This window comes from Flavobacterium sp. (assembly GCF_031381455.1).
Lineage (GTDB): Bacteria > Bacteroidota > Bacteroidia > Flavobacteriales > Flavobacteriaceae > Flavobacterium.
In genome coordinates this window covers 1-19,028 of record NZ_JANMXZ010000046.1, presented here as the reverse complement: position 1 = coordinate 19,028, position 19,028 = coordinate 1, and the positions used below count along the sequence as shown (strand labels likewise).

General features: G+C 32.7%; 17 protein-coding genes and 1 riboswitch. Of the genes, 12 read left to right on the top strand and 5 right to left on the bottom strand.

The window, feature by feature from the left end; translation table 11 throughout:
• The first annotated feature begins 27 nt into the window (after positions 1 to 27).
• From RMN97_RS11340 to RMN97_RS11330, 3 genes are all read left to right on the top strand, one after another.
• Positions 28 to 1,233, top strand: a complete 1,206-nt coding sequence (locus tag RMN97_RS11340; RefSeq protein ID WP_309614637.1) for a kelch repeat-containing protein — start codon at positions 28 to 30, stop codon at positions 1,231 to 1,233.
• Positions 1,196 to 1,507 carry a DUF4907 domain-containing protein gene (locus tag RMN97_RS11335; RefSeq protein WP_309614636.1) on the top strand — a complete coding sequence of 104 codons (312 nt, stop codon included), beginning with the start codon at positions 1,196 to 1,198 and terminating at the stop codon, positions 1,505 to 1,507. Before RMN97_RS11340 ends, RMN97_RS11335 begins: the two co-directional genes overlap by 38 nt.
• A gap of 124 nt (positions 1,508 to 1,631) precedes the next feature.
• Positions 1,632 to 1,728, top strand: a riboswitch (TPP riboswitch).
• Positions 1,729 to 1,822: 94 nt separating this feature from the next.
• Entirely contained in the window at positions 1,823 to 4,009 is a 2,187-nt protein-coding gene (locus RMN97_RS11330) for a TonB-dependent receptor domain-containing protein (RefSeq protein WP_309614635.1), read from the top strand.
• Between the two features lie 44 nt (positions 4,010 to 4,053).
• On the opposite strand, the gene RMN97_RS11325 is transcribed toward RMN97_RS11330, so the two are convergent.
• The gene (locus tag RMN97_RS11325) at positions 4,054 to 4,479 is read right to left on the bottom strand and encodes a hypothetical protein (protein ID WP_309614634.1); all 426 of its coding nucleotides are present in this window, start codon (positions 4,477 to 4,479) and stop codon (positions 4,054 to 4,056) included.
• A gap of 162 nt (positions 4,480 to 4,641) precedes the next feature.
• Here RMN97_RS11325 and greA point away from each other — a divergent pair, with 162 nt between their 5' ends.
• The 3 genes from greA (at position 4,642) to RMN97_RS11310 (ending at position 6,838) form a co-directional block, all read left to right on the top strand.
• A complete protein-coding gene (greA, locus tag RMN97_RS11320) occupies positions 4,642 to 5,118 on the top strand; it encodes a transcription elongation factor GreA (protein ID WP_309614633.1) in 477 nt (158 codons plus the stop codon).
• A gap of 52 nt (positions 5,119 to 5,170) precedes the next feature.
• Positions 5,171 to 5,560, top strand: coding sequence for an HIT family protein (locus RMN97_RS11315; RefSeq protein WP_309614632.1), 390 nt, complete (start codon positions 5,171 to 5,173; stop codon positions 5,558 to 5,560).
• Positions 5,561 to 5,635: 75 nt separating this feature from the next.
• Positions 5,636 to 6,838 (top strand): transglutaminase domain-containing protein, encoded by a 1,203-nt coding sequence (locus tag RMN97_RS11310; protein WP_309614631.1) that lies wholly within the window; start codon positions 5,636 to 5,638, stop codon positions 6,836 to 6,838.
• On the opposite strand, the gene RMN97_RS11305 is transcribed toward RMN97_RS11310, so the two are convergent.
• Positions 6,839 to 7,987, bottom strand: coding sequence for a HAMP domain-containing sensor histidine kinase (locus RMN97_RS11305; RefSeq protein ID WP_309614630.1), 1,149 nt, complete (start codon positions 7,985 to 7,987; stop codon positions 6,839 to 6,841). It lies immediately after the preceding gene.
• 589 nt (positions 7,988 to 8,576) lie between these two features.
• Between RMN97_RS11305 and RMN97_RS11300 the strand changes: the two genes are divergently transcribed.
• From RMN97_RS11300 to aat, 5 genes are all read left to right on the top strand, one after another.
• Positions 8,577 to 9,290, top strand: coding sequence for a GLPGLI family protein (locus RMN97_RS11300; RefSeq protein ID WP_309614629.1), 714 nt, complete (start codon positions 8,577 to 8,579; stop codon positions 9,288 to 9,290).
• 85 nt (positions 9,291 to 9,375) lie between these two features.
• Entirely contained in the window at positions 9,376 to 12,018 is a 2,643-nt protein-coding gene (locus RMN97_RS11295) for a TonB-dependent receptor (protein WP_309614628.1), read from the top strand.
• 91 nt (positions 12,019 to 12,109) lie between these two features.
• Entirely contained in the window at positions 12,110 to 12,985 is an 876-nt protein-coding gene (locus RMN97_RS11290; protein WP_309614702.1) for a flavin reductase family protein, read from the top strand.
• A gap of 2 nt (positions 12,986 to 12,987) precedes the next feature.
• Positions 12,988 to 13,365 carry a DUF3127 domain-containing protein gene (locus RMN97_RS11285; RefSeq protein WP_309614627.1) on the top strand — a complete coding sequence of 126 codons (378 nt, stop codon included), beginning with the start codon at positions 12,988 to 12,990 and terminating at the stop codon, positions 13,363 to 13,365.
• Between the two features lie 129 nt (positions 13,366 to 13,494).
• Positions 13,495 to 14,172, top strand: coding sequence for a leucyl/phenylalanyl-tRNA--protein transferase (aat, locus tag RMN97_RS11280; RefSeq protein ID WP_309614626.1), 678 nt, complete (start codon positions 13,495 to 13,497; stop codon positions 14,170 to 14,172).
• Here the strand turns inward: aat and RMN97_RS11275 are convergent.
• Positions 14,135 to 14,695 carry a DNA-3-methyladenine glycosylase I gene (locus RMN97_RS11275; RefSeq protein ID WP_309614625.1) on the bottom strand — a complete coding sequence of 187 codons (561 nt, stop codon included), beginning with the start codon at positions 14,693 to 14,695 and terminating at the stop codon, positions 14,135 to 14,137. The two genes, aat and RMN97_RS11275, sit on opposite strands and share 38 nt — an antisense overlap.
• Positions 14,685 to 15,335, bottom strand: coding sequence for a queuosine precursor transporter (locus tag RMN97_RS11270; protein ID WP_309614624.1), 651 nt, complete (start codon positions 15,333 to 15,335; stop codon positions 14,685 to 14,687). Before RMN97_RS11270 ends, RMN97_RS11275 begins: the two co-directional genes overlap by 11 nt.
• Before the next feature lie 100 nt (positions 15,336 to 15,435).
• On the opposite strand from RMN97_RS11270, the gene RMN97_RS11265 reads away from it, so the two are divergent.
• Positions 15,436 to 17,553: a M3 family metallopeptidase gene (locus tag RMN97_RS11265; protein ID WP_309614623.1), complete on the top strand. Its 2,118-nt coding sequence runs from the start codon at positions 15,436 to 15,438 to the stop codon at positions 17,551 to 17,553.
• Between the two features lie 715 nt (positions 17,554 to 18,268).
• On the opposite strand, the gene tsf is transcribed toward RMN97_RS11265, so the two are convergent.
• A partial coding sequence (gene tsf, locus RMN97_RS11260; protein ID WP_309614622.1) for a translation elongation factor Ts occupies positions 18,269 to 19,028 on the bottom strand: 760 nt, incomplete at its 5' end.

The window sequence follows — 19,028 nt, the reverse complement described above, 5'->3', positions numbered from 1 at the left end:
TATATTAATATACTTATGATTAAAAAAGTGAAATCCTATATTTTAATAATGATTGGCTTATTGACTGTAAACTATCTAAATGCACAAACATGGACACAAGTGGCAAGTATGGGAGAAAGTACATGGGGAGCTGTATCATTTTCTATCAATAATAAAGGATATGTAACGACTGGACAAAACGGAACTGTAACCAGACAGTCAACATGGGAATATAACCCAATAACCGATACTTGGTCACAAAAAGCTAATTTTGGTGGTGGAAATCGCAGAGTTGCTTCTGGCTTTTCTATAGGAGATTATGGTTATGTGGGTACTGGCAGAGACGATAGTAATTCGACAGGAGTTCTACATGATGATTTTTGGAAATATGAGCCTGTAACAAATACTTGGACACAAATCACTAATTATCCTGCTGGAAACAGAGAAGCTCTAATTACATTTAGTATCAATGGTTATGCTTATGTTGGTTTGGGACTTTCCTATAGTAGAAAGACTGAGTTTTATAAATTTGATCCAAGCACAGATAGTTGGACTCAATTGCAAAATATAAATTACAATTTTCATCTATATGATACTTCAAGTTTTGTTCTAAATGGCAAAGGGTATTTGGCTACAGGAACTATAAATAATCCTGCAACATCAAGCGGAATTAGTACAAATGCTGTTTTTATGTATGATCCAGCAAATGATACTTGGACGCCCAAAAACAATTTTCCAGGTGGTGCAAGACATTACGGGATTGGTTTTACAGTTGCCAATAATAGCTACATCGGTCTTGGCTTTAGCGGAACCTTCCAAAGTGATATATGGAAATATAATGAGGGGACAGACTCTTGGACACAAGTAGATGATTTTACAGCAGGTGGAAGGATTTTTGTTTCTACATTTACCTTAAATGATAAAGCTTATATTGGAAATGGACGTTCCTTTACCTATGCGGCTGTAAGCACTTTTTATAAGTGGGAGCCATCACTCTCTACTTCTGAATTTCAAAATCAAACACTTGAAACAGTAGTTGAAAAAGACAAAATTTTATTTTATTCACATCAATCTTTTAGTAATTATCAGTTGACAGTATATAATTTAGCAGGACAAAATGTATTATCTTCTCTACTTAATGATGATTTAAAAAGTGCTAGTGTATATCATAATCTTCAATCAGGAGTTTATATTTTGCAATTAAACAATATAATAAATGGTAAAAAAATCAGTAAAAAAATTATTGTTCCTTAGCATTATCATATTTCTTTTTTTGAGTTGTAAATCCCACCAAAATTTTGTAACAACTTTTGCAACATCTAATGGCTGGGGTTATAAAATAAAATACGCCGGGAAAGAATTAATTATACAAGAAAACATACCAGCAGTAAACAAAAAGATTTCTTTTAAATCCAAAAAAGAAGCTAAAAGAACAGGAAATTTAGTTTTAATAAAACTAATAAAATCTCCCTCTGCATTTCCAGATATTTCAATTAATGAATTAGATAGCTTAAAAATATCTTATTGAAATTACAATTAGGAAAATAATTTCTACATCTTAGAGTCAAGTGGCTTCGCGTTTTAATAATAATGAACTTAATAGTTTTTAAAACTTCTTTTTGATTATTATCAATTATAATGTTATTTTTGTTCCGTCTCAAAAGGGGTGCTCTAAATAACGAGCTGAGATTATACCCAATGAACTTAGAACAGGTAATGCTGTTTAAGGAAAAGTGACTTAGTTTGTCATTCTGAACTTGTTTCAGAATCTCTTTGTCACAGGAAACAACATCAATTTTTAACAAAGAATAATTACCTCTTTTTATTCGTAAACAATTTACGAATGGAAATTTTATTCAACTTGAGAAGCAAGAAGCAAGAAGCAAGAGAAAAGACAATTCTTTCTTTGTTCTTTGCTCTTTGCTCTTTCCTCTCCTTTTCACAAGAAAAAGTACAAGACACCACCAAAGTCAACCAACTTGATGAGGTCTTGGTTTCCGGAGTTCGCGCCAACAAAAAAAATCCGGTTACGTTTACCAATGTGACCAAAGAAGAGCTTGCACCACGAAATCTGGGGCAGGACATTCCAATTTTATTAAACTATTTGCCTTCGGTTGTTACCACAACGGATGCCGGAAATGGTGTTGGTTACACTTATATGCGAGTTCGTGGCGCTGATGGTTCGAGAATTAACGTAACGCTGAACGGAGTTCCTTTTAATGACAGCGAAAGTCAAGGCACTTATTTTGTTGACTTGCCCGATTTTGCGAGTTCATTAGAAAGTGTTCAATTGCAGCGTGGCGTTGGAACTTCAACGAATGGCGCAGGTGCTTTTGGTGCGAGTTTAAACATGCAAACAAAATCCTTTCAGGAAAAAGCATATGCAGAAATCTCAAATTCCGGCGGAAGTTTCGGAACCAGAAAACACACTTTAGCTTTCGGAACTGGCTTGTACGATAATATAGAAATCAACGGAAGAATTTCACAAATTGCATCAGATGGTTATATTGACAGAGCTTCAACAAATATGTTTGGCTATTTTTTCAATATTAATTATATAAAAAAATCAACATCAGTACAATTCCTTGCCTTTGGCGGAAAAGAAAAAACCTATCAGGCATGGAACGGACTTGAAGATACGTATCTGTTAGAACATGACAGAACGTTCAATTCGGTCGGAATGTATACTGATATAAATGGGAACACCAAATTCTATGACAATGAAACCGATAATTATTGGCAGCATCATTTTCAATTGCATTGGTCTGAAAAATGGTGTGAAAAATGGACGTCGAATGTTGCGCTTCATTATACTTTAGGAAAAGGATATTACGAGCAATTCCGTGAAGATGCAGATTTAGCCGATTATAATTTGCCTGATTTTCAAGGAAATGCAACCGCTGATTTAGTGAGACAAAAATGGTTAGATAATGATTTTTTCGGAACAACATTTTCTTTGAATTATAAGAATAACAAAACTGATATTTTGTTTGGTGGAGCAGCCAACCGATATTTAGGGAAGCATTATGGAGAAGTAGTTTGGACGCAGTTTTATGTTCCAAACTCAAATCGTTATTATGATAATTATGGAAATAAAGACGATTTAAATTTCTACGCTAAAGCATCGCAGACATTCGGAAAGATAAATTTCTTTGCCGATTTGCAGTATCGAATGGTTTTTTACAAAGCAACCAGTGAAGCCTTTGCGGATGTACATGATACGTTCCGATTTTTTAATCCAAAAGCGGGAATCAATTATCAATTGAATTCCAAAAGCGCGATTTATGCTTACGCCGGAATTGCCAATAAAGAACCAAGACGTGATGATTACGAAAATGGAAGCATAAAGCCTGAACGTCTGTTTGATTATGAATTTGGATGGAAATACATTGCTAAAAAACTAACAGTAAACACGAATGCTTTTTATATGCAGTACAAAGATCAGTTGGTTTTAACTGGAGCGTTAAACGATGTTGGTTCGCCAATTTTTACCAATAGTGGTCACAGTTATCGTTACGGAATCGAAATAGAATCGGTAATCAAAGCAATAAACAAACTGACTTTTCAGCCTAATATTACTTTGAGCCAGAACAAGAATAAAGATTTCTATTTTCAGCGTGATGGGATTTTGCAAAATTTGGGAAACACCAATATTGCTTTTTCTCCGGATATTGTTTTTGGAAATGCCACAACGTATTCGCCAATCAAAAATCTAAATCTTACCTTTTTAAATAAGTTTGTCGGAAAACAATTCATGGGAAATATTGATTCACAAGCGTCTGCTTTGAAATCATACAACGTGCACGATTTGAATGTAACCTATTTATGGAATATCAATAAGGGAATAAAATCGATTCTTTTTTCAGGATTAGTAAACAATATCTTTGATTACGAATATGAATCGAATGGTTATTTCTATACGTATGATGATGATTTTTCAACGCCTGGAGTTACAACAACTATAGAGGGAACAGGCTATTATCCACAAGCAGGAACTAATTTTTTAGTGGGAGCAACACTGAAGTTTTAAAATAAAAATCCCTTATCCCGAAGTCTCGGGAGGAGCTTTTTATATTAATTGGTAACATATAAATAACCGCCGCTAACTTGCACTCGGTATTGTTTCATAGGATAAGGCTGTCCCGGCGATTGACCTGAAAATAAATTGTAAGTCGTATTGTCGCAAGTACATTTTGCTTCAATACCTGTAATAGTCATCGGTGATGTGCACGTGTTGTAAGGCTGATTCGGACATGCCAAATCAAAAGCATTAAATCCGCTGCCACTGTTAAAAACTACAATTCCTCTGGCACCGGAACCTGGAGAATAATCTACAATATGATTGCTCGGGAATTGTAAATTGCTATAAGCAGGCAAACTCAAATTGAGTTGTAAATTAACCTGATAATTAGGGATGTTTGGATTGTTGTTATTAATACTTCCACCATCACAACCGATGATAAGTGTAAAGAATACCAACAGAATTAAAATCTTCCTCATATTAAAATTATTTGAAATACATAGCGAAACAAATTTAAATTAATTAACTTTGACAAGCGTTAAAAAAACGCCAACAATTTTGAAATAAAATTAAAATAATATCTTTGCAAAAAGAAATCCCGTTGCGATGGGATTTTTTCTATTTATATAAAAGAGGAAATCATGAGTACAGTATCGTATTACACAGTTGAAGGATTAAAGAAATTGAGAGATGAATTAGATCAATTAAAAAGCATAGAAAGACCTAAAGCTTCACAAGCTATTGCTGAAGCAAGAGACAAAGGAGATTTGTCGGAGAATGCAGAATATGACGCAGCAAAAGAGGCGCAAGGAATGCTGGAAATGAGAATTGCCAAGCTAGAAGAAGTGCATTCAAACGCTAGATTAATAGACGAAACACATCTTGATGTTTCAAAAGTTTTGGTTTTATCTAATGTAAAAATTAAAAACCAAGCTAATGGAATGGAGTTGAAATATACGTTGGTTGCCGAAAGCGAAGCGGATTTAAAATCCGGAAAAATTTCTGTTACGTCACCAATTGGTAAAGGATTATTAGGAAAATCAGTTGGGCAGGTTGCTGAAATTACCGTTCCAAACGGGAAATTAAACTTTGAAGTTCTGGAGATTTCACGTGATTAACATTTGTCACCCTGAGCGCAGTCGAAGGGCTTTTTAAAAAATTAAATCCGTAATGAGTTCAATATTTACCAAAATAGTCAACAGAGAAATACCGTGTTATAAAATAGCCGAGGATGAAAATTATTTGGCTTTTTTAGATGTAAATCCAAATGCAAAAGGACACACACTTTGTATTCCTAAACAAGAAATCAATAAGATTTTTGATATGGATGAAGAGTTGTATTTGGGCTTAATGAAATTTTCCAGAACAGTTGCCAAAGCGGTTGAAAAAACAGTAGAATGCAAACGAATTGGTGTTGCTGTTGTTGGACTTGAAGTGCCACATACACATGTGCATTTAATTCCGTTACACGATATGGACGATATGCGTTTTCAAAGAAAAGTGTCATTAACTAAAGATGAATTTGAGAAATTGGCTTCGGACATTCGTGCTAATTTGTAGTTAAAATCTATATAAAAATAAGAGAACCCTGCGACTTTTTTAATTTTGGCAGGGTTTTTTATAGTTAAAAAAACCATGAAATCGAAGATTCACGAACTCCGTTTAAAAACAAATAACTTACTTGTGAGTAAAAATAAGTTAATCCTCATGTTGCTCTTCCTTGTCCATATTTCGATTGGGCAAACTATTCCAAATTATGCTTACGTTGACAACAAAATGGTATCTATTCCGGAAAATTTGACCACAACGACATCTGAAATTGCAGACTATATTAATTCTAATTTCACCAGTCAGGATGAAAAAATTAGAGCTATTTATTATTGGATAACATCAAACATTAGTTATGATATTCCGAATATGTATGCGCCGAATAATCTGGATTCGCCAGAGGTTAAAATTACGAACACATTAAAAACCCGAAAAGGAGTTTGCATTCATTATGCCGAAGTTTTCAATGACATTGCCACTAAAGTTGGTATTAAAAGCTATATTATTGGAGGCTATACAAAACAGTTTGAAGAAGTCGCAACGATTTCTCATGCATGGAATATATCGCAAATAGATGGAAAATGGTTTTTATTTGATGCGACTTGGGGTGCCGGATTTGTTAATGGTAAAAAATTCGAAAAGAAACAAAACAACACTTATTTTAAAAGAGATCCGGACAGAATGATTGTTAATCACATGCCGTTTGATTACTTGTGGCAACTTCTGAATGAGCCTTTGACCAATAGTGAGTTTATAAGTGGGAAATCAGATGTTGCAAAGCCTAAGATAAATTTTGATTATAATGCGGAGATTGAAAAATACGAAAAACTATCTGACGCAGACCAAGCTTTTGAAGCTTCTAAAAGAATAGAAAAAAATGGACTTTTAAATAGCATGATTCAGGAATATTACAATTTAAAAAAGAAAGAGTTCACCGTTATAAACCAAAATAAAAGTGTCGAAAAATTGATTGCAATTACGGCTAATTTTAATGAGGCAATCCGAGATTTAAATGATTTTATCCTTTTTAGAAATAAAAGATTTAAACCGACTCAATCTGACGAGACACTAAAAAGAATGATGCAGGATGTTAGGGACAAAATGAACAAATGCCAGGAAGATGTTTATAAGGTTGGTTCAATAAGTCCAGAAAATGCTGCCAATTTGAATAGCTTGAAAAGAGCAATTTTGGCCGGACTTGAAAAAGCCAAAGAAAGTGAAGATTTCCTGAAAGAGTATTTAAGTAAAGGATCTTTGGGAAGAAAATTGATGTTTACGAACTTGAAATAGTTATCTTTTTTTAAAAGAAATTTGTATCGTAGTTCCCTTTCCAATTTCAGAACTCAAAACTTTTATTTTCCCTTTGTGGTATTCTTCCACGATGCGTTTGGTAAGAGACAAACCTAATCCCCAGCCACGTTTTTTTGTAGTAAAGCCAGGTTCAAAAATACGTTTGAATTGGTTTTTCGGAATACCATTTCCGGTATCGGAAACTAAAATTTTAACCAAATTATTTTCATTTTCAATCACTACCGAAATTTTGCCCTTTCCTTTCATAGCATCGATAGCGTTTTTGACTAAGTTTTCTACCGTCCAACTATGAAGTGTCGGGTTTACAGAAACCATAATAGGTTTTTTGGGTGCTTTAAAGGAAAATTCCACTTGCTTTGAAAACCGCGATTTTAAATAATCGAAAGATTGTTCTGTTTCTTCAATGATATTCAAGCGTTTTAAGACAGGTTCAGAGCCAATTTTTGAAAATCTATCCGTGATGGTCTGCAATCGGTTGATGTCTTTTTCAATTTCGGTAATCGTTGTTTCATCTACATTATCGGCTTTCATTATTTCCAACCAACCAATTAAGGATGACAATGGCGTCCCAATTTGGTGTGCTGTTTCTTTCGCCATTCCGGCCCAAAGTTTGTTTTGGGTTGCCATTTTGGTGCTGCGGTAAAAATTGTAAACCAAAGCGCCAAAGAGGAAAATAATCAAGAGTAAAGTAATAGGATAATATTTTAATTTGTTAAGTAATGAGGAATTCCCATAGTATAAATACTGCACTTGTCCCGGACCAATTCTTATAATAATCGGGTCATTTTGTTTTTTTAATTTTTCCAAAAAGTCAGCCAGTCGAGCTTTATCTTTTATAATGTTTTCATCAATATTGGTGGTGTTGATAATGACATTTTTTTCGGTTAAGATTATTGGAATCGTTTTGTTATTACTCATAACCTGACGGGGAAGTTCTACATCGTCCAGTAAAGGGTCTGCGTTGAGCAAGGTTTTTAAACTTTCAGCCCAAACTTCCATTTTAACACGCTCATCATTTTTAAAGATTTGAAAAAAAGAATAGGTATTCCACAATATCAAAATCACAATGACAAAGGAAGCCATGATGATAAACCAGCGGGTAAGGTTTCGTTTTTCGGAAAACTGCATTGACAAATTTTTTATAAATATAATTAAAAGCGATAAAAATGCAATAGGTTAGTCTTAAGCTCTAGTTTAGGAATTAAAAACTGGAAATCTAAAATGTCACTCTATAAATTTGGATTTGATGTATAAATCTTCTAATAATAAATTATTTGTAAAAAAATTTGTACAAGTCGTTTTTTTTTGTTGCTTAGCATGTATAATTTTAAAACTTTATACAATGAGAAAAATTTTATTGATTACAGCGTTTATGTTTTCATAAGTTACTTTTGCTAGTACTATGGAGAAAGAAAATTTATTAACAGATTTTCAGAAAACTGAAAATCTAGGTTGTGCATATACAAGTCAATATACTTGGTATCGTCTTGTACCAAGGCAAGTTTTCTCAATGGCTGATGGAGGAACAACAACAGTATATGACACTGTAATTGACCGTGTTTGTACTAATTGCTATTCATTAGGAGGAAATGCAACCACAGTAACAACCACATGTGTTAACTATTAATTTTTTTAAAGATATCCTGAAATTTAAACATTATTTATTTATACTCATGAATAATTTCAGGGTATCTTGACTAATAAAAAAATAAAAACAATGAATAAAATATTTTTTCTATTCCTGCTTTTAAATTTTAATTGTTTTTCTCAAAATGTTGAGGTAAAATATTTTGAAAATGAAATTAATTCAAGCACTAATCAATTTAAAGAATTACCAAAAAACCTCCTAAAAGCGTATAAGCCAAATTTTTATTCTTATAAGCTATTAACAGATGGTAAGCTATCACAATATCAAAACGAAAAAATAGATCAAAAAAATGAAGAGGAAGCGTCAGAAACGACTATGGTGACAGAAAGTGGTGACACCATTAAAACTATTGTTACTTCAACAGGCTTTGATACAAGAGTGAAAGAAAAATTATTTATTAAAGACTATAAAAAAAATAAAATATATGATGAGTTTTTTTTTAATGAAAAGATAAAAATAGTTGATAATTTCATAGAATGGAATTGGAAAATTTTAGATGATGCTGAAACTGTTTTAGGATATAAATGTAGAAAAGCAACATCTAATAAATTTGGAAGTGATATCTATGTATGGTTTACTGATGATATTCCAATTTCTGATGGCCCAGGAAAATATTGTGGTTTACCTGGTTTAATATTAAAAGTGAAACTTAGGTCTTATGAAATTATAGCTTATGATATAAAATTTAAAAAAGAAAAACTTGAAATTCAACAACCTGTTTTTAATGGAAAAATTTATACCTATAATGAATTTATTGAAGAGATAAATAGAAGGAATAAATAGTCAAAACAGAAATACAATTGTATTAAAGGTTTTAAATTTTACTACAAAGTCGCTTAAACTTTTTCTATAAATACAGATTTAACAAATGAGGTTTATAGTTTTTTTATTATTATTCATAATCAATTCTTATTCTCAGGAATTAAAGGGTAGTGTAATTGATGAAATGCAAATGCCGATTTCTAATGCAAATGTTCAATTACTAAAATTAGAAAATAACGAGTTAATAACCTTTTCAAAAACAGATGAAAAAGGTTTTTTTTTATTTAATCTCAAAGGAATTTCTTTCCCTTTGAAGATCAAAATAACCCATTTTTTATTTGAAAATAAAGAACTTAAAATTTCCAGTTTCAAAGAAGTAAACTTGATTTTAAAACCTAGAATTACTGAACTTAAAGAAGTAATCATTGAAAACAAACAGCCAGATATTGTTGAAAAAAATGATACTTTAACCTATAATTTAAACACTCTTTTGGTTGGTTCTGAGTTAAAGCTGAAAGATGTTCTCGAAAAACTTCCAGGAATAACAATAGATGGTAATAAAAAAATTAAATTTAAAGGAGGCAAAATAGAAGCTCTCTTGATAAATGGGGATGAATTTTTTAGAGACAATCATCAATTAGCGATAGAAAATTTAACTGCTGAAATGGTTGAAAAAATTGAAGTGCTAAAAAATTATAAAGATTTATCAAACATTGACGGTTTTGAAAATGAAGGGCAAACTGCTTTAAACATTAATATAAAAAAAACTTTCCGTGACAGTTATAAAGAAAGTTTTGATGCAGAAGGAGGAGTTAAAGAACGCTACAAACTGCACAATAATTTATTTAATTTTGGCAATAAAAATAAACTCAATATAATTACTGATATTAACAATCTGAATGACAATGTTTTTTCTCCTATTGATTACATCGAAATGAGAAAAATTACTGGGAAAAATTTATTGAAAGATAAGTTATCCATAGGTATTGAATCGTATGTTGAAAATACACTTCCCCCATTTATATTCTCTCAAGATAATATCAACACTATTTCTACAAAAAACAACACTATAAATTTTGCAAGAAAGCCTCAAAAAAACAAACGTTATGAATTTATTTCTATTCTAAATCAAACACGCTTAACAGAGAATAATTCTAGTTTGCAAACTTTTTTAGATGGAACTAGTTCGGACATTTTAGATAAATATCAAGCTATTGGAGAATCATTATATAGTTCAAATGTTTTCAAATTTGAAAATAAAATTAGTGATAAAACCTATTTTCAAACAAATGCCTATTTTTTTTTAAGCATAGATAAGCAAAATCAAGTTGTAAATAATTTGATTTTAAGCAATCAAGATGAAACACTTTTTGATAACAATAATGATTTAAATAGTTTAAAAACAGGATTTAATACTTTGTACAAATCTAAAATTTCAAAAAAGATTTTATTAGAAGGAGTTATATTTAATGACTATAGTTTTACTAAAAATTATAAAAATTATAATTCAAACAAAAATTTTATTGGTTTTGGTTTTAATGAAAACAAAATCAATCAAGATACAAATTATCAATCTGTCAGCTTTGGACTAAAAGCGAAAGCTACAATACACTTTTATAAAAGTGATTTGAATGTTAAATTTATTTCTACAATTGATAATGAGACTTTGTCAAACTATAGCAACATAAATTCTACTTTTTTGTTTGATGATACATATAGTATAGCTAGTAATAATATTAGCTTTTTATTCTCATCAAGCTTAACAAACAGAATTAAGTATAACGTTGGAGTTGAATTTGCTAACAATAACCACAATAAATCCAATAGTTTTGAAAGAACAATTAATTCTTGGTTACCAAGTATTAATTTAAGTTATAAATTTACAGATAAACTTGGCTCGTCTGTTGGTTATTCTATTAAACAAAATAATCCAAACATCAATAATTTTATATCTGGTAGACTAGTTGAAAATCAAAGAGCATACTGGCTTCAAAGTAATTTAGTTGCTCAAGAAATGTTGACAGATAGTTTTAATACTGGTTTATTTTATACAGATATTCCCAAAAACGTATTTGCAAGTTTTTTCATATTGTACAGTAATAACAGAAATCAAATTACAAATAGTTTTTTTAATTCAAATGTAGTGACCCAGCAAGAATATAGATATATCGACTATGGTAATAGTATCGTTTTGAATTCTTTTTTTAGTAAAAAATTCAAAACGATTCCCATGGGATTAAACTTCTCTGCAATGAATACATTTGCAAACCGTAAAGCAATAGCAAATAATAGTCAAAATAATAATAGATATAATCAAAATACATTCGACTTTAGTTTGAAGTCCTATTACAAGAATAAAGTTAATTTTGATTTAGGAATTATCCTTTTAAGTAATTTTAATTCACTTAAATCGCAAACAAGTTTAAGTAGTAGTAAATTAATTACTACAAGTCCATTTGTAAAGCTTGAAGGAACCGTATTTGCAAAAAAAATAAATTGGAAATTAAACTCGACATATCATATTTTTAATTCTAGTTTTAGTAGCTCAAATACTATTTTTGACACAAGTTTTAAGATAAATTATCTCACTAAAAATAAGATAGACTTTTTTTTGAATGCAAATAATATTTTTAATATCAGAGATAACAACACAAAAAACAATTTCTCTCAAAATGATTTAATGACACAACAAATAATTATGAATACTTTATCGGGTTTTATTAACCTTGGTTTCACTTTTTCATTCTAATCATAAATAAGTATTTAAGTTACAAACAACAATACCCAAACCTTTCTTTCCAAAATAAATTAAAATTGTATTTTTGAAAAAACATACAACGATGCTCAGTTTCGAACCACACACACTTTCTCCGGCGCAGTTACAAGGCTATTTGCAAAGCGCGGTAGCACCAAGACCAATTGCTTTTGCGAGTACGATGGATAAGAATGGAAAGCCAAATCTATCGCCTTTCAGTTTCTTTAATGTGTTTAGTTCTAATCCGCCAATTTTGGTTTTTTCACCGGCACGACGCGTTAGAAATAACACTACTAAACATACACTCGAAAACTGTCAGGCAACCAAACAGGTTGTTATAAATGTGGTGAATTATGATATGGTGCAACAAGCATCATTATCGAGTACCGAATATCCTGATGGTGTAAATGAATTTCTGAAATCAGGTTTGACGATGTTGCCTTCGGATATGGTAAAGCCTTATCGTGTGGCTGAAAGTCCGGTACAATTAGAATGCAAAGTCAACGAAATTATTGCTCTCGGAAATCAAGGCGGCGCCGGAAATTTAATTATTTGTGAAGTCGTTAAAATTCACATCCACGAAAACATATTGGATGACAAAAATATGATAGACCAAAGCAAAATTGATTTGGTTTCCCGTCTTGGTGAAAATTGGTATTCGCGTTCCAATCAAGGTTTGTTTGAAGTCGAAAAACCACTGACAACACTGGGAATTGGAGTAGATGAAATTCCGGATTTTATCAAAAAAAGTCCTGTTTTTGACGGGAATGATTTGGGGAAATTAGGTAATGTAGAAGCATTGCCAACACAAGAAGAAATTACTATATTTGTAAAGCAAAATTTTGCAATTAAAGGTGTTTTGAGTTCGGATGATGAAATGAAAATCCACCAAAAAGCAAAAGAATATTTGAATAATAATGACGCGCTTTCGGCTTGGAAAGTGCTTTTAGCAAAACAATAATTATGGAAGTTACAGGAAAAATTAAGGTGATCAATGCAGAGCAACAAGTTTCTGCTTCATTCAAAAAAAGAGAATTGGTTGTGGCAACAGAAGAGCAATATCCACAATTTATCAGCATCAACTTTGTGCAAGACAAATGTGATTTGTTGAATAATCACAATGTGGGTGATGCCGTAAAAGTGTCCATCAATTTAAGAGGAAGAGAATGGACAAATCCACAAGGAGAAACAAAATATTTCAATGATATTCAAGGTTGGAGAGTTGAAAAAATCCAAGCTGAAGCACCAAGTGCTGCAGGAATGGCTCCAATGCCACCGGCTGAAGCATTTGCCCCTGCAACCAACTTCAATGAAGAAGAGCACGATGATTTGCCTTTCTAATGAGAGAATAGAATATTGAGAATAGAATATAGAAATCATTCTGATAAATAACTTAGTTTAAATATCCGGAATGATTTCTTTTTTTACAATATCTCTATTTTCTTTTTTCTATACTCTATTTTCTAAAAAATGTATTTTCTATCCAAAGATTTATATTTCCCGCCAGTTGATGAAGCTTCTATAGAAGGCGTTCTTGCCATTGGTGGCGATTTGTCTGTGGAGCGATTGCTACTTGCTTATCGCAACGGAATTTTTCCTTGGTTTAATGAAGACGAACCTATATTGTGGTGGTCGCCACCGGAAAGAATGGTTGTTGCACCCTCTATTTATAAAGTTTCGAAAAGCATTCGGAATCTAATCAATCAAAATAAATTTCGAGTTACGTTTAATCAAAATTTTAAAGACGTAATTCTTGGTTGCCAGCAAATAGAACGTCCAGGTCAAGAGGGAACTTGGCTTTCGGATGATTTTATAAATTCCTATACCAAACTCCATGAAATGGGAATCGCAAAATCGGTTGAGGTTTGGCAAAACGATGAATTGGTTGGCGGTTTATACGGTGTTGATTTGGGACACATTTTCTGTGGAGAAAGTATGTTCTCTAAGGTACCGAACGCAAGTAAGATTGCATTTGTTACTTTGATTCAATATCTAAAAGAAAACAATTATAAACTACTGGACTGTCAAGTGCATAATGATCATTTAGAAAAATTGGGCGCTTTTGAGATTTCGAGAGAGACTTTTATGAAAGTACTGAAATCATCAGCAATTAATTTCGCTTCCAACAATCTGCCACGTGATCATTAACCATTCCTGTGGCTTGCATATGTGCATACACAACAGTTGAACCCACAAATTTAAATCCACGTTTCTTTAAGTCTTTGCTAATTTCGTCTGAGAGTGGTGTCGTAGCCTTAATATCACTCATTTTTTTGATGTTATTTTCAATTGGTTTTCCGCCTGTAAAACCCCAAATGTATTTTGAGAAACTTCCAAATTCTTTTTGCACTTCCATAAAAGCCACAGCATTAGAAATTGTCGCTTTTATTTTTAATCCGTTGCGAATGATTCCGGCATTCAGCATTAATTTTTCAATTTCTTCATCACCATATTTAGCTATCTTTTTATAATCGAAATAGTCAAAAGCCTTTCGGAAATTGTCACGTTTTTTCAAAACAGTATACCAACTTAAGCCTGCCTGAAATGTTTCCAAAACTAAAAACTCAAATAGTTTATCATCTTCATAAACCGGGATTCCCCATTCGCTATCGTGATAATCTCGGTACAAATCGTCTTTTTCGCACCAGGCGCAGCGTGTTTTATTTTCCATCTTTAGCAATGTATTTATCAATTAAGTTATGCCCTACATAAATCATCGGCGTCATCAAAACCGCAATCGCCAATTTTACACTATAACCCGTCATTGCCGAAAGTAAAAATGTTTTTGTATCCATAATTCCTGGCAACCAAAACGCAATTCCCAAAACGATAAAACTATCAAACAATTGTGAAATTACCGTAGAACCAGTGCTTCGCAGCCAAATCATTTTGTTCCCTGTTTTTCTTTTGAAGAAATGAAAAATACTAACATCTATTAATTGTGAAATTAAAAAGGCAGTAATGCTTCCCACAATTATCAATTGACTTTGCCCAAAAACAGCATTAAACTGTAATGTAGAAACGGTACTGATACCTGACGATGGAATTTTCATTGCAAAAAACAAAACAATAAAAGTATAGGCAATTAAACAAGCCGTAATTATGGAAAGTTTACGAACACCTTTTTCGCCAAAATATTCATTGATTAAATCGGTAGTGACAAAAACAACTGGCCAAGGCAAAATACCGATACTCATTACGGCCGGACCGACATCAATTAGTTTTCCACCGATAAGTTCAGCCACAACAGCATTGGTAATAAATATTCCGGCAAGAATGACATACACAATGTCTTTTCTGGATTGAAACATAGTTTTTCTTTTTTCTCAAATTTATACAATTTTGAGTAATGATTATTATGTAATGAGATGATTTGATTTTTCATTACTTTTGGTAAAAAACAAATAAATAATGAAAAAAATAATTTTAACATTGATTATGATTGCTCCGACTCTTATGTTAAATGCACAAGCAAATCAAAATTCCTTCTTAAATAATTGGACCGGACCATATGGAGGCGTTCCTGCGTTTACCGATTACAAACTAAAAGATTTAAAACCCGCACTTGAATTTGCCATTCAAGAGAAATTGAATGAAATTTCTAGAATTGCCAACAATCCAAAGCCGGCAACTTTTACTAATACCATTGTGGCGTCGGAAAAAACAGGTAAAAGATTCAGCCAAATCAATGCTGTTTACGGAATTTATAGTTCCAATATGAACAGTCCGGAATTTGAGCCTATCGAAACCGAAATGACACCTAAGGTATATGAACTCAATAATAAAATTTATCAAAATGCAAAGTTGTTTGCTCGAATTTCCAAAGTGTATAATTCGCCTTCAACCAAAAAACTAACCAAAGAACAGCAACGATTGGTTTGGTTTCATTATTCCAACTTTGTTCGTGAAGGTGCTAAAGCAACTGCAAAAAGCAAAACAAGAATTGCTACCATCAATCAGGAATTGGCTGGTTTGTTTACCAAGTTTAGCCAAAATCAATTGGCAGATGAAAGCAATTATTATTTGGAATTAAAATCCGAAGCTGATTTTGATGGTTTACCTGATGAATTAAAAAATGCTGCGATTTCTGATGCCAAAGACAGAAAGCTAAGCGTAATGGGTTGCATTGCCAATACACGTTCTTCTATTGAACCGTTTTTAACATTTTCAAATCGCAGAGATTTAAGAGAAAAAGCATTTCAGATTTTCACTAGCCGAGGAGATAATGACAATGCCAATAACAATAATAAGATATTAGTTCAAATTTTGAAACTTCGTGCAGAGAAAGCCAAGTTATTAGGGTTTAAAACTTTTGCTGATTGGAGTTTGTCAAATACGATGGCGCAGAAACCACAAAAAACATTAGATTTAATGATGTCTGTTTGGACACCAGCAGTTGAAAAAGTACATGCTGATGTTGCTGATATGCAAAAAATGGTAGATTCTGAAGGTGGAAATTTTAAAATTGCTGCTTGGGATTATCGTTATTATTCTGAAAAAGTTAGAAAAGCAAAATACGATTTAGATCAAAATGATTTAAAACCTTATTTGCAATTGGAAAAATTGCGCGAAGGAATGTTTTGGGTTGCTGGCGAAATCTTCCATTTAGGATTCAAACAAGTTAGCAACGTACCGGTTTTTCATTCTGATGTAAGAGTGTGGGAAGTTTATAATAAGGACACTAAAAAGTTAGTTGGTCTTTGGTACTTTGATCCTTATGCGAGAAAAGGAAAACGTTCAGGCGCATGGATGAATGCCACGAGAGAACAAAGCAGAGTGAATGGTGATGTGATTACAATTGTATCAAACAATTGCAATTTTATTAAAGGAAAAGATGGTGAGCCAATATTGATTTCATGGGAAGATGCTAGTACGTTGTTTCACGAATTTGGACATGCATTACATGGGTTGAATTCGAATGTGACGTATCCAAGTTTATCGGGAACCAATACACCGAGAGATTATGTTGAGTTTCCTTCGCAGGTCATGGAACGTTGGTTAGCGACGCCACAAGTGTTGAATCAGTTTGCGTTGCATTATAAAACAGGTGAGCCAATGCCAATGTCTTTGGTAGAAAGAAATGATAAAGCTGCAACCTTTAATGAAGCGTTTTCAACTGTAGAAACTATTGCTAGTGCTTTGGTTGATATGAAATTACATTTGTTGGAAAACCCGGATATTGACCCAAAACAATTTGAGAAAGAAACGTTAGATGCTCTAAAAATGCCAAAAGAAATCGTGATGCGTCATCGTATCCCACAATTTGGGCATATCTTTTCTGATGACGCTTATGCTGCGGGTTATTATGGTTATTTGTGGGCAGATGCCATTAGCGCTGATGCGACAGAAGCTTTCACCGAAACTAAAGACGGTTTGTATGATAAAGTAGTTGCGAAACGATTACATGATTATGTTTTCAGTATAGGAAACACGATTGACCCTGCAATTGCGTATAAAAAATTCCGAGGTAGAGATGTAAATACGGATGCTTTGATGCGTGCAAGAGGTTTTGAAGTTCAGAAGAAATAATAATAAACAAAAAACCCGATTCATTAGAATCGGGTTTTTTTATTTCAACTTCGTACAAAATTACCAGTCAAATCCCTTTAGGGATTATATTCGGGTAGAAAACAAATAATGTAATAAAAAACCAATCCCGTAAGGGATGATATCTTGCAAAGGAATATTTTGATTTCATTGAATCAACGAAAATTATATCATCCCTAAAGGGATTTTGCCATTGTTCAACATTTATTTTCTACCCGAATATAATCCCTGACGGGATTGTTTATGTTTGGTGATTAGGGTATTTTCTTCAATGTCGAACAAAACAACCAGCCAAATCCCGTCAGGGATAAAATATTGGTAGAAAATTGATGACGTAATTAAATCAATCCCGTTAGGGATGATATCTTTTCAGAGCAATGTTTTGAATTCGTTGAAACAATGGAAATTATATCATCCCTAAAGGGATTTTGCCATTGTTCAACATTTATTTTCTACCCGGATTTAATCCCTGACTGGATTTTTTAATGTTTGAGGATTTAGAAATGGGATGTTTTCTTGTGAAAACCTTGCGTGTCTTTAGCCCCGATGGGAGCGAGCTACCGTGTAGCGCGGACAGCGGGAAGAGAGGTGAAAACCTGCCTGCCGGCAGGCAGGGAAGACTAAACGTGTGCTCCTAAAAAAGAAAAAACCCGAACCAAATGGCTCGGGTTTCCTTATAACCTTTATTAAATAAGGATTATCCTAAAGCAACTCTTCTGAAACCAGTTACGGTCAAACCTGCATCAACAGATTTAATGTAATTAGCAACACTCATTGAGCTATCTTTAATATAATCTTGGTTTACCAAAGTATTGTCTTTAAAGAAACGACCAAGTTTACCTTTAGCAATATTTTCAATCATTGCTTCTGGTTTTCCTTCTTGACGAAGTAAATCTTTAGCGATTTCAATTTCTTTTTCAACAATAGCCGCGTCAACTCCAGCTTCATTCAAAGCAATTGGCGACATAGCAGCAGCTTGCATTGCAACGTTTCTTGCAGCTTCATCAGCACCAGCAACGTTAGCAGACAATGAAACTAAAGTAGCAATTTTGTTTCCAGCGTGGATGTAAGAACCAACAAAAGCACCAGACAATCTTTCGAAAGAAGCGATTTCAATTTTTTCTCCAATAACACCAGTTTGCTCAATTAATTTGTCAGCAACAGTAATTCCATTGAAATCTGAAGCTAAAAATGCTTCTTTAGAATCGAAGTTCAAAGCTGAATTAGCCATTTCAGTAGCCATTTTAACGAAGTTTTCATTCATACCAACGAAGTCAGTTTCGCAGTTTAATGTGATTACTACACCAGCAGTTTTATCAGCATTAACGATTGCAATTGCAGCTCCTTCTGTAGATTCTCTGTCAGAGCGATTAGCAGCAACTTTTTGTCCTTTTTTTCTAAGGTTTTCGATTGCTAAATCAAAATCTCCTTCAGCTTCTACTAAAGCTTTTTTACAG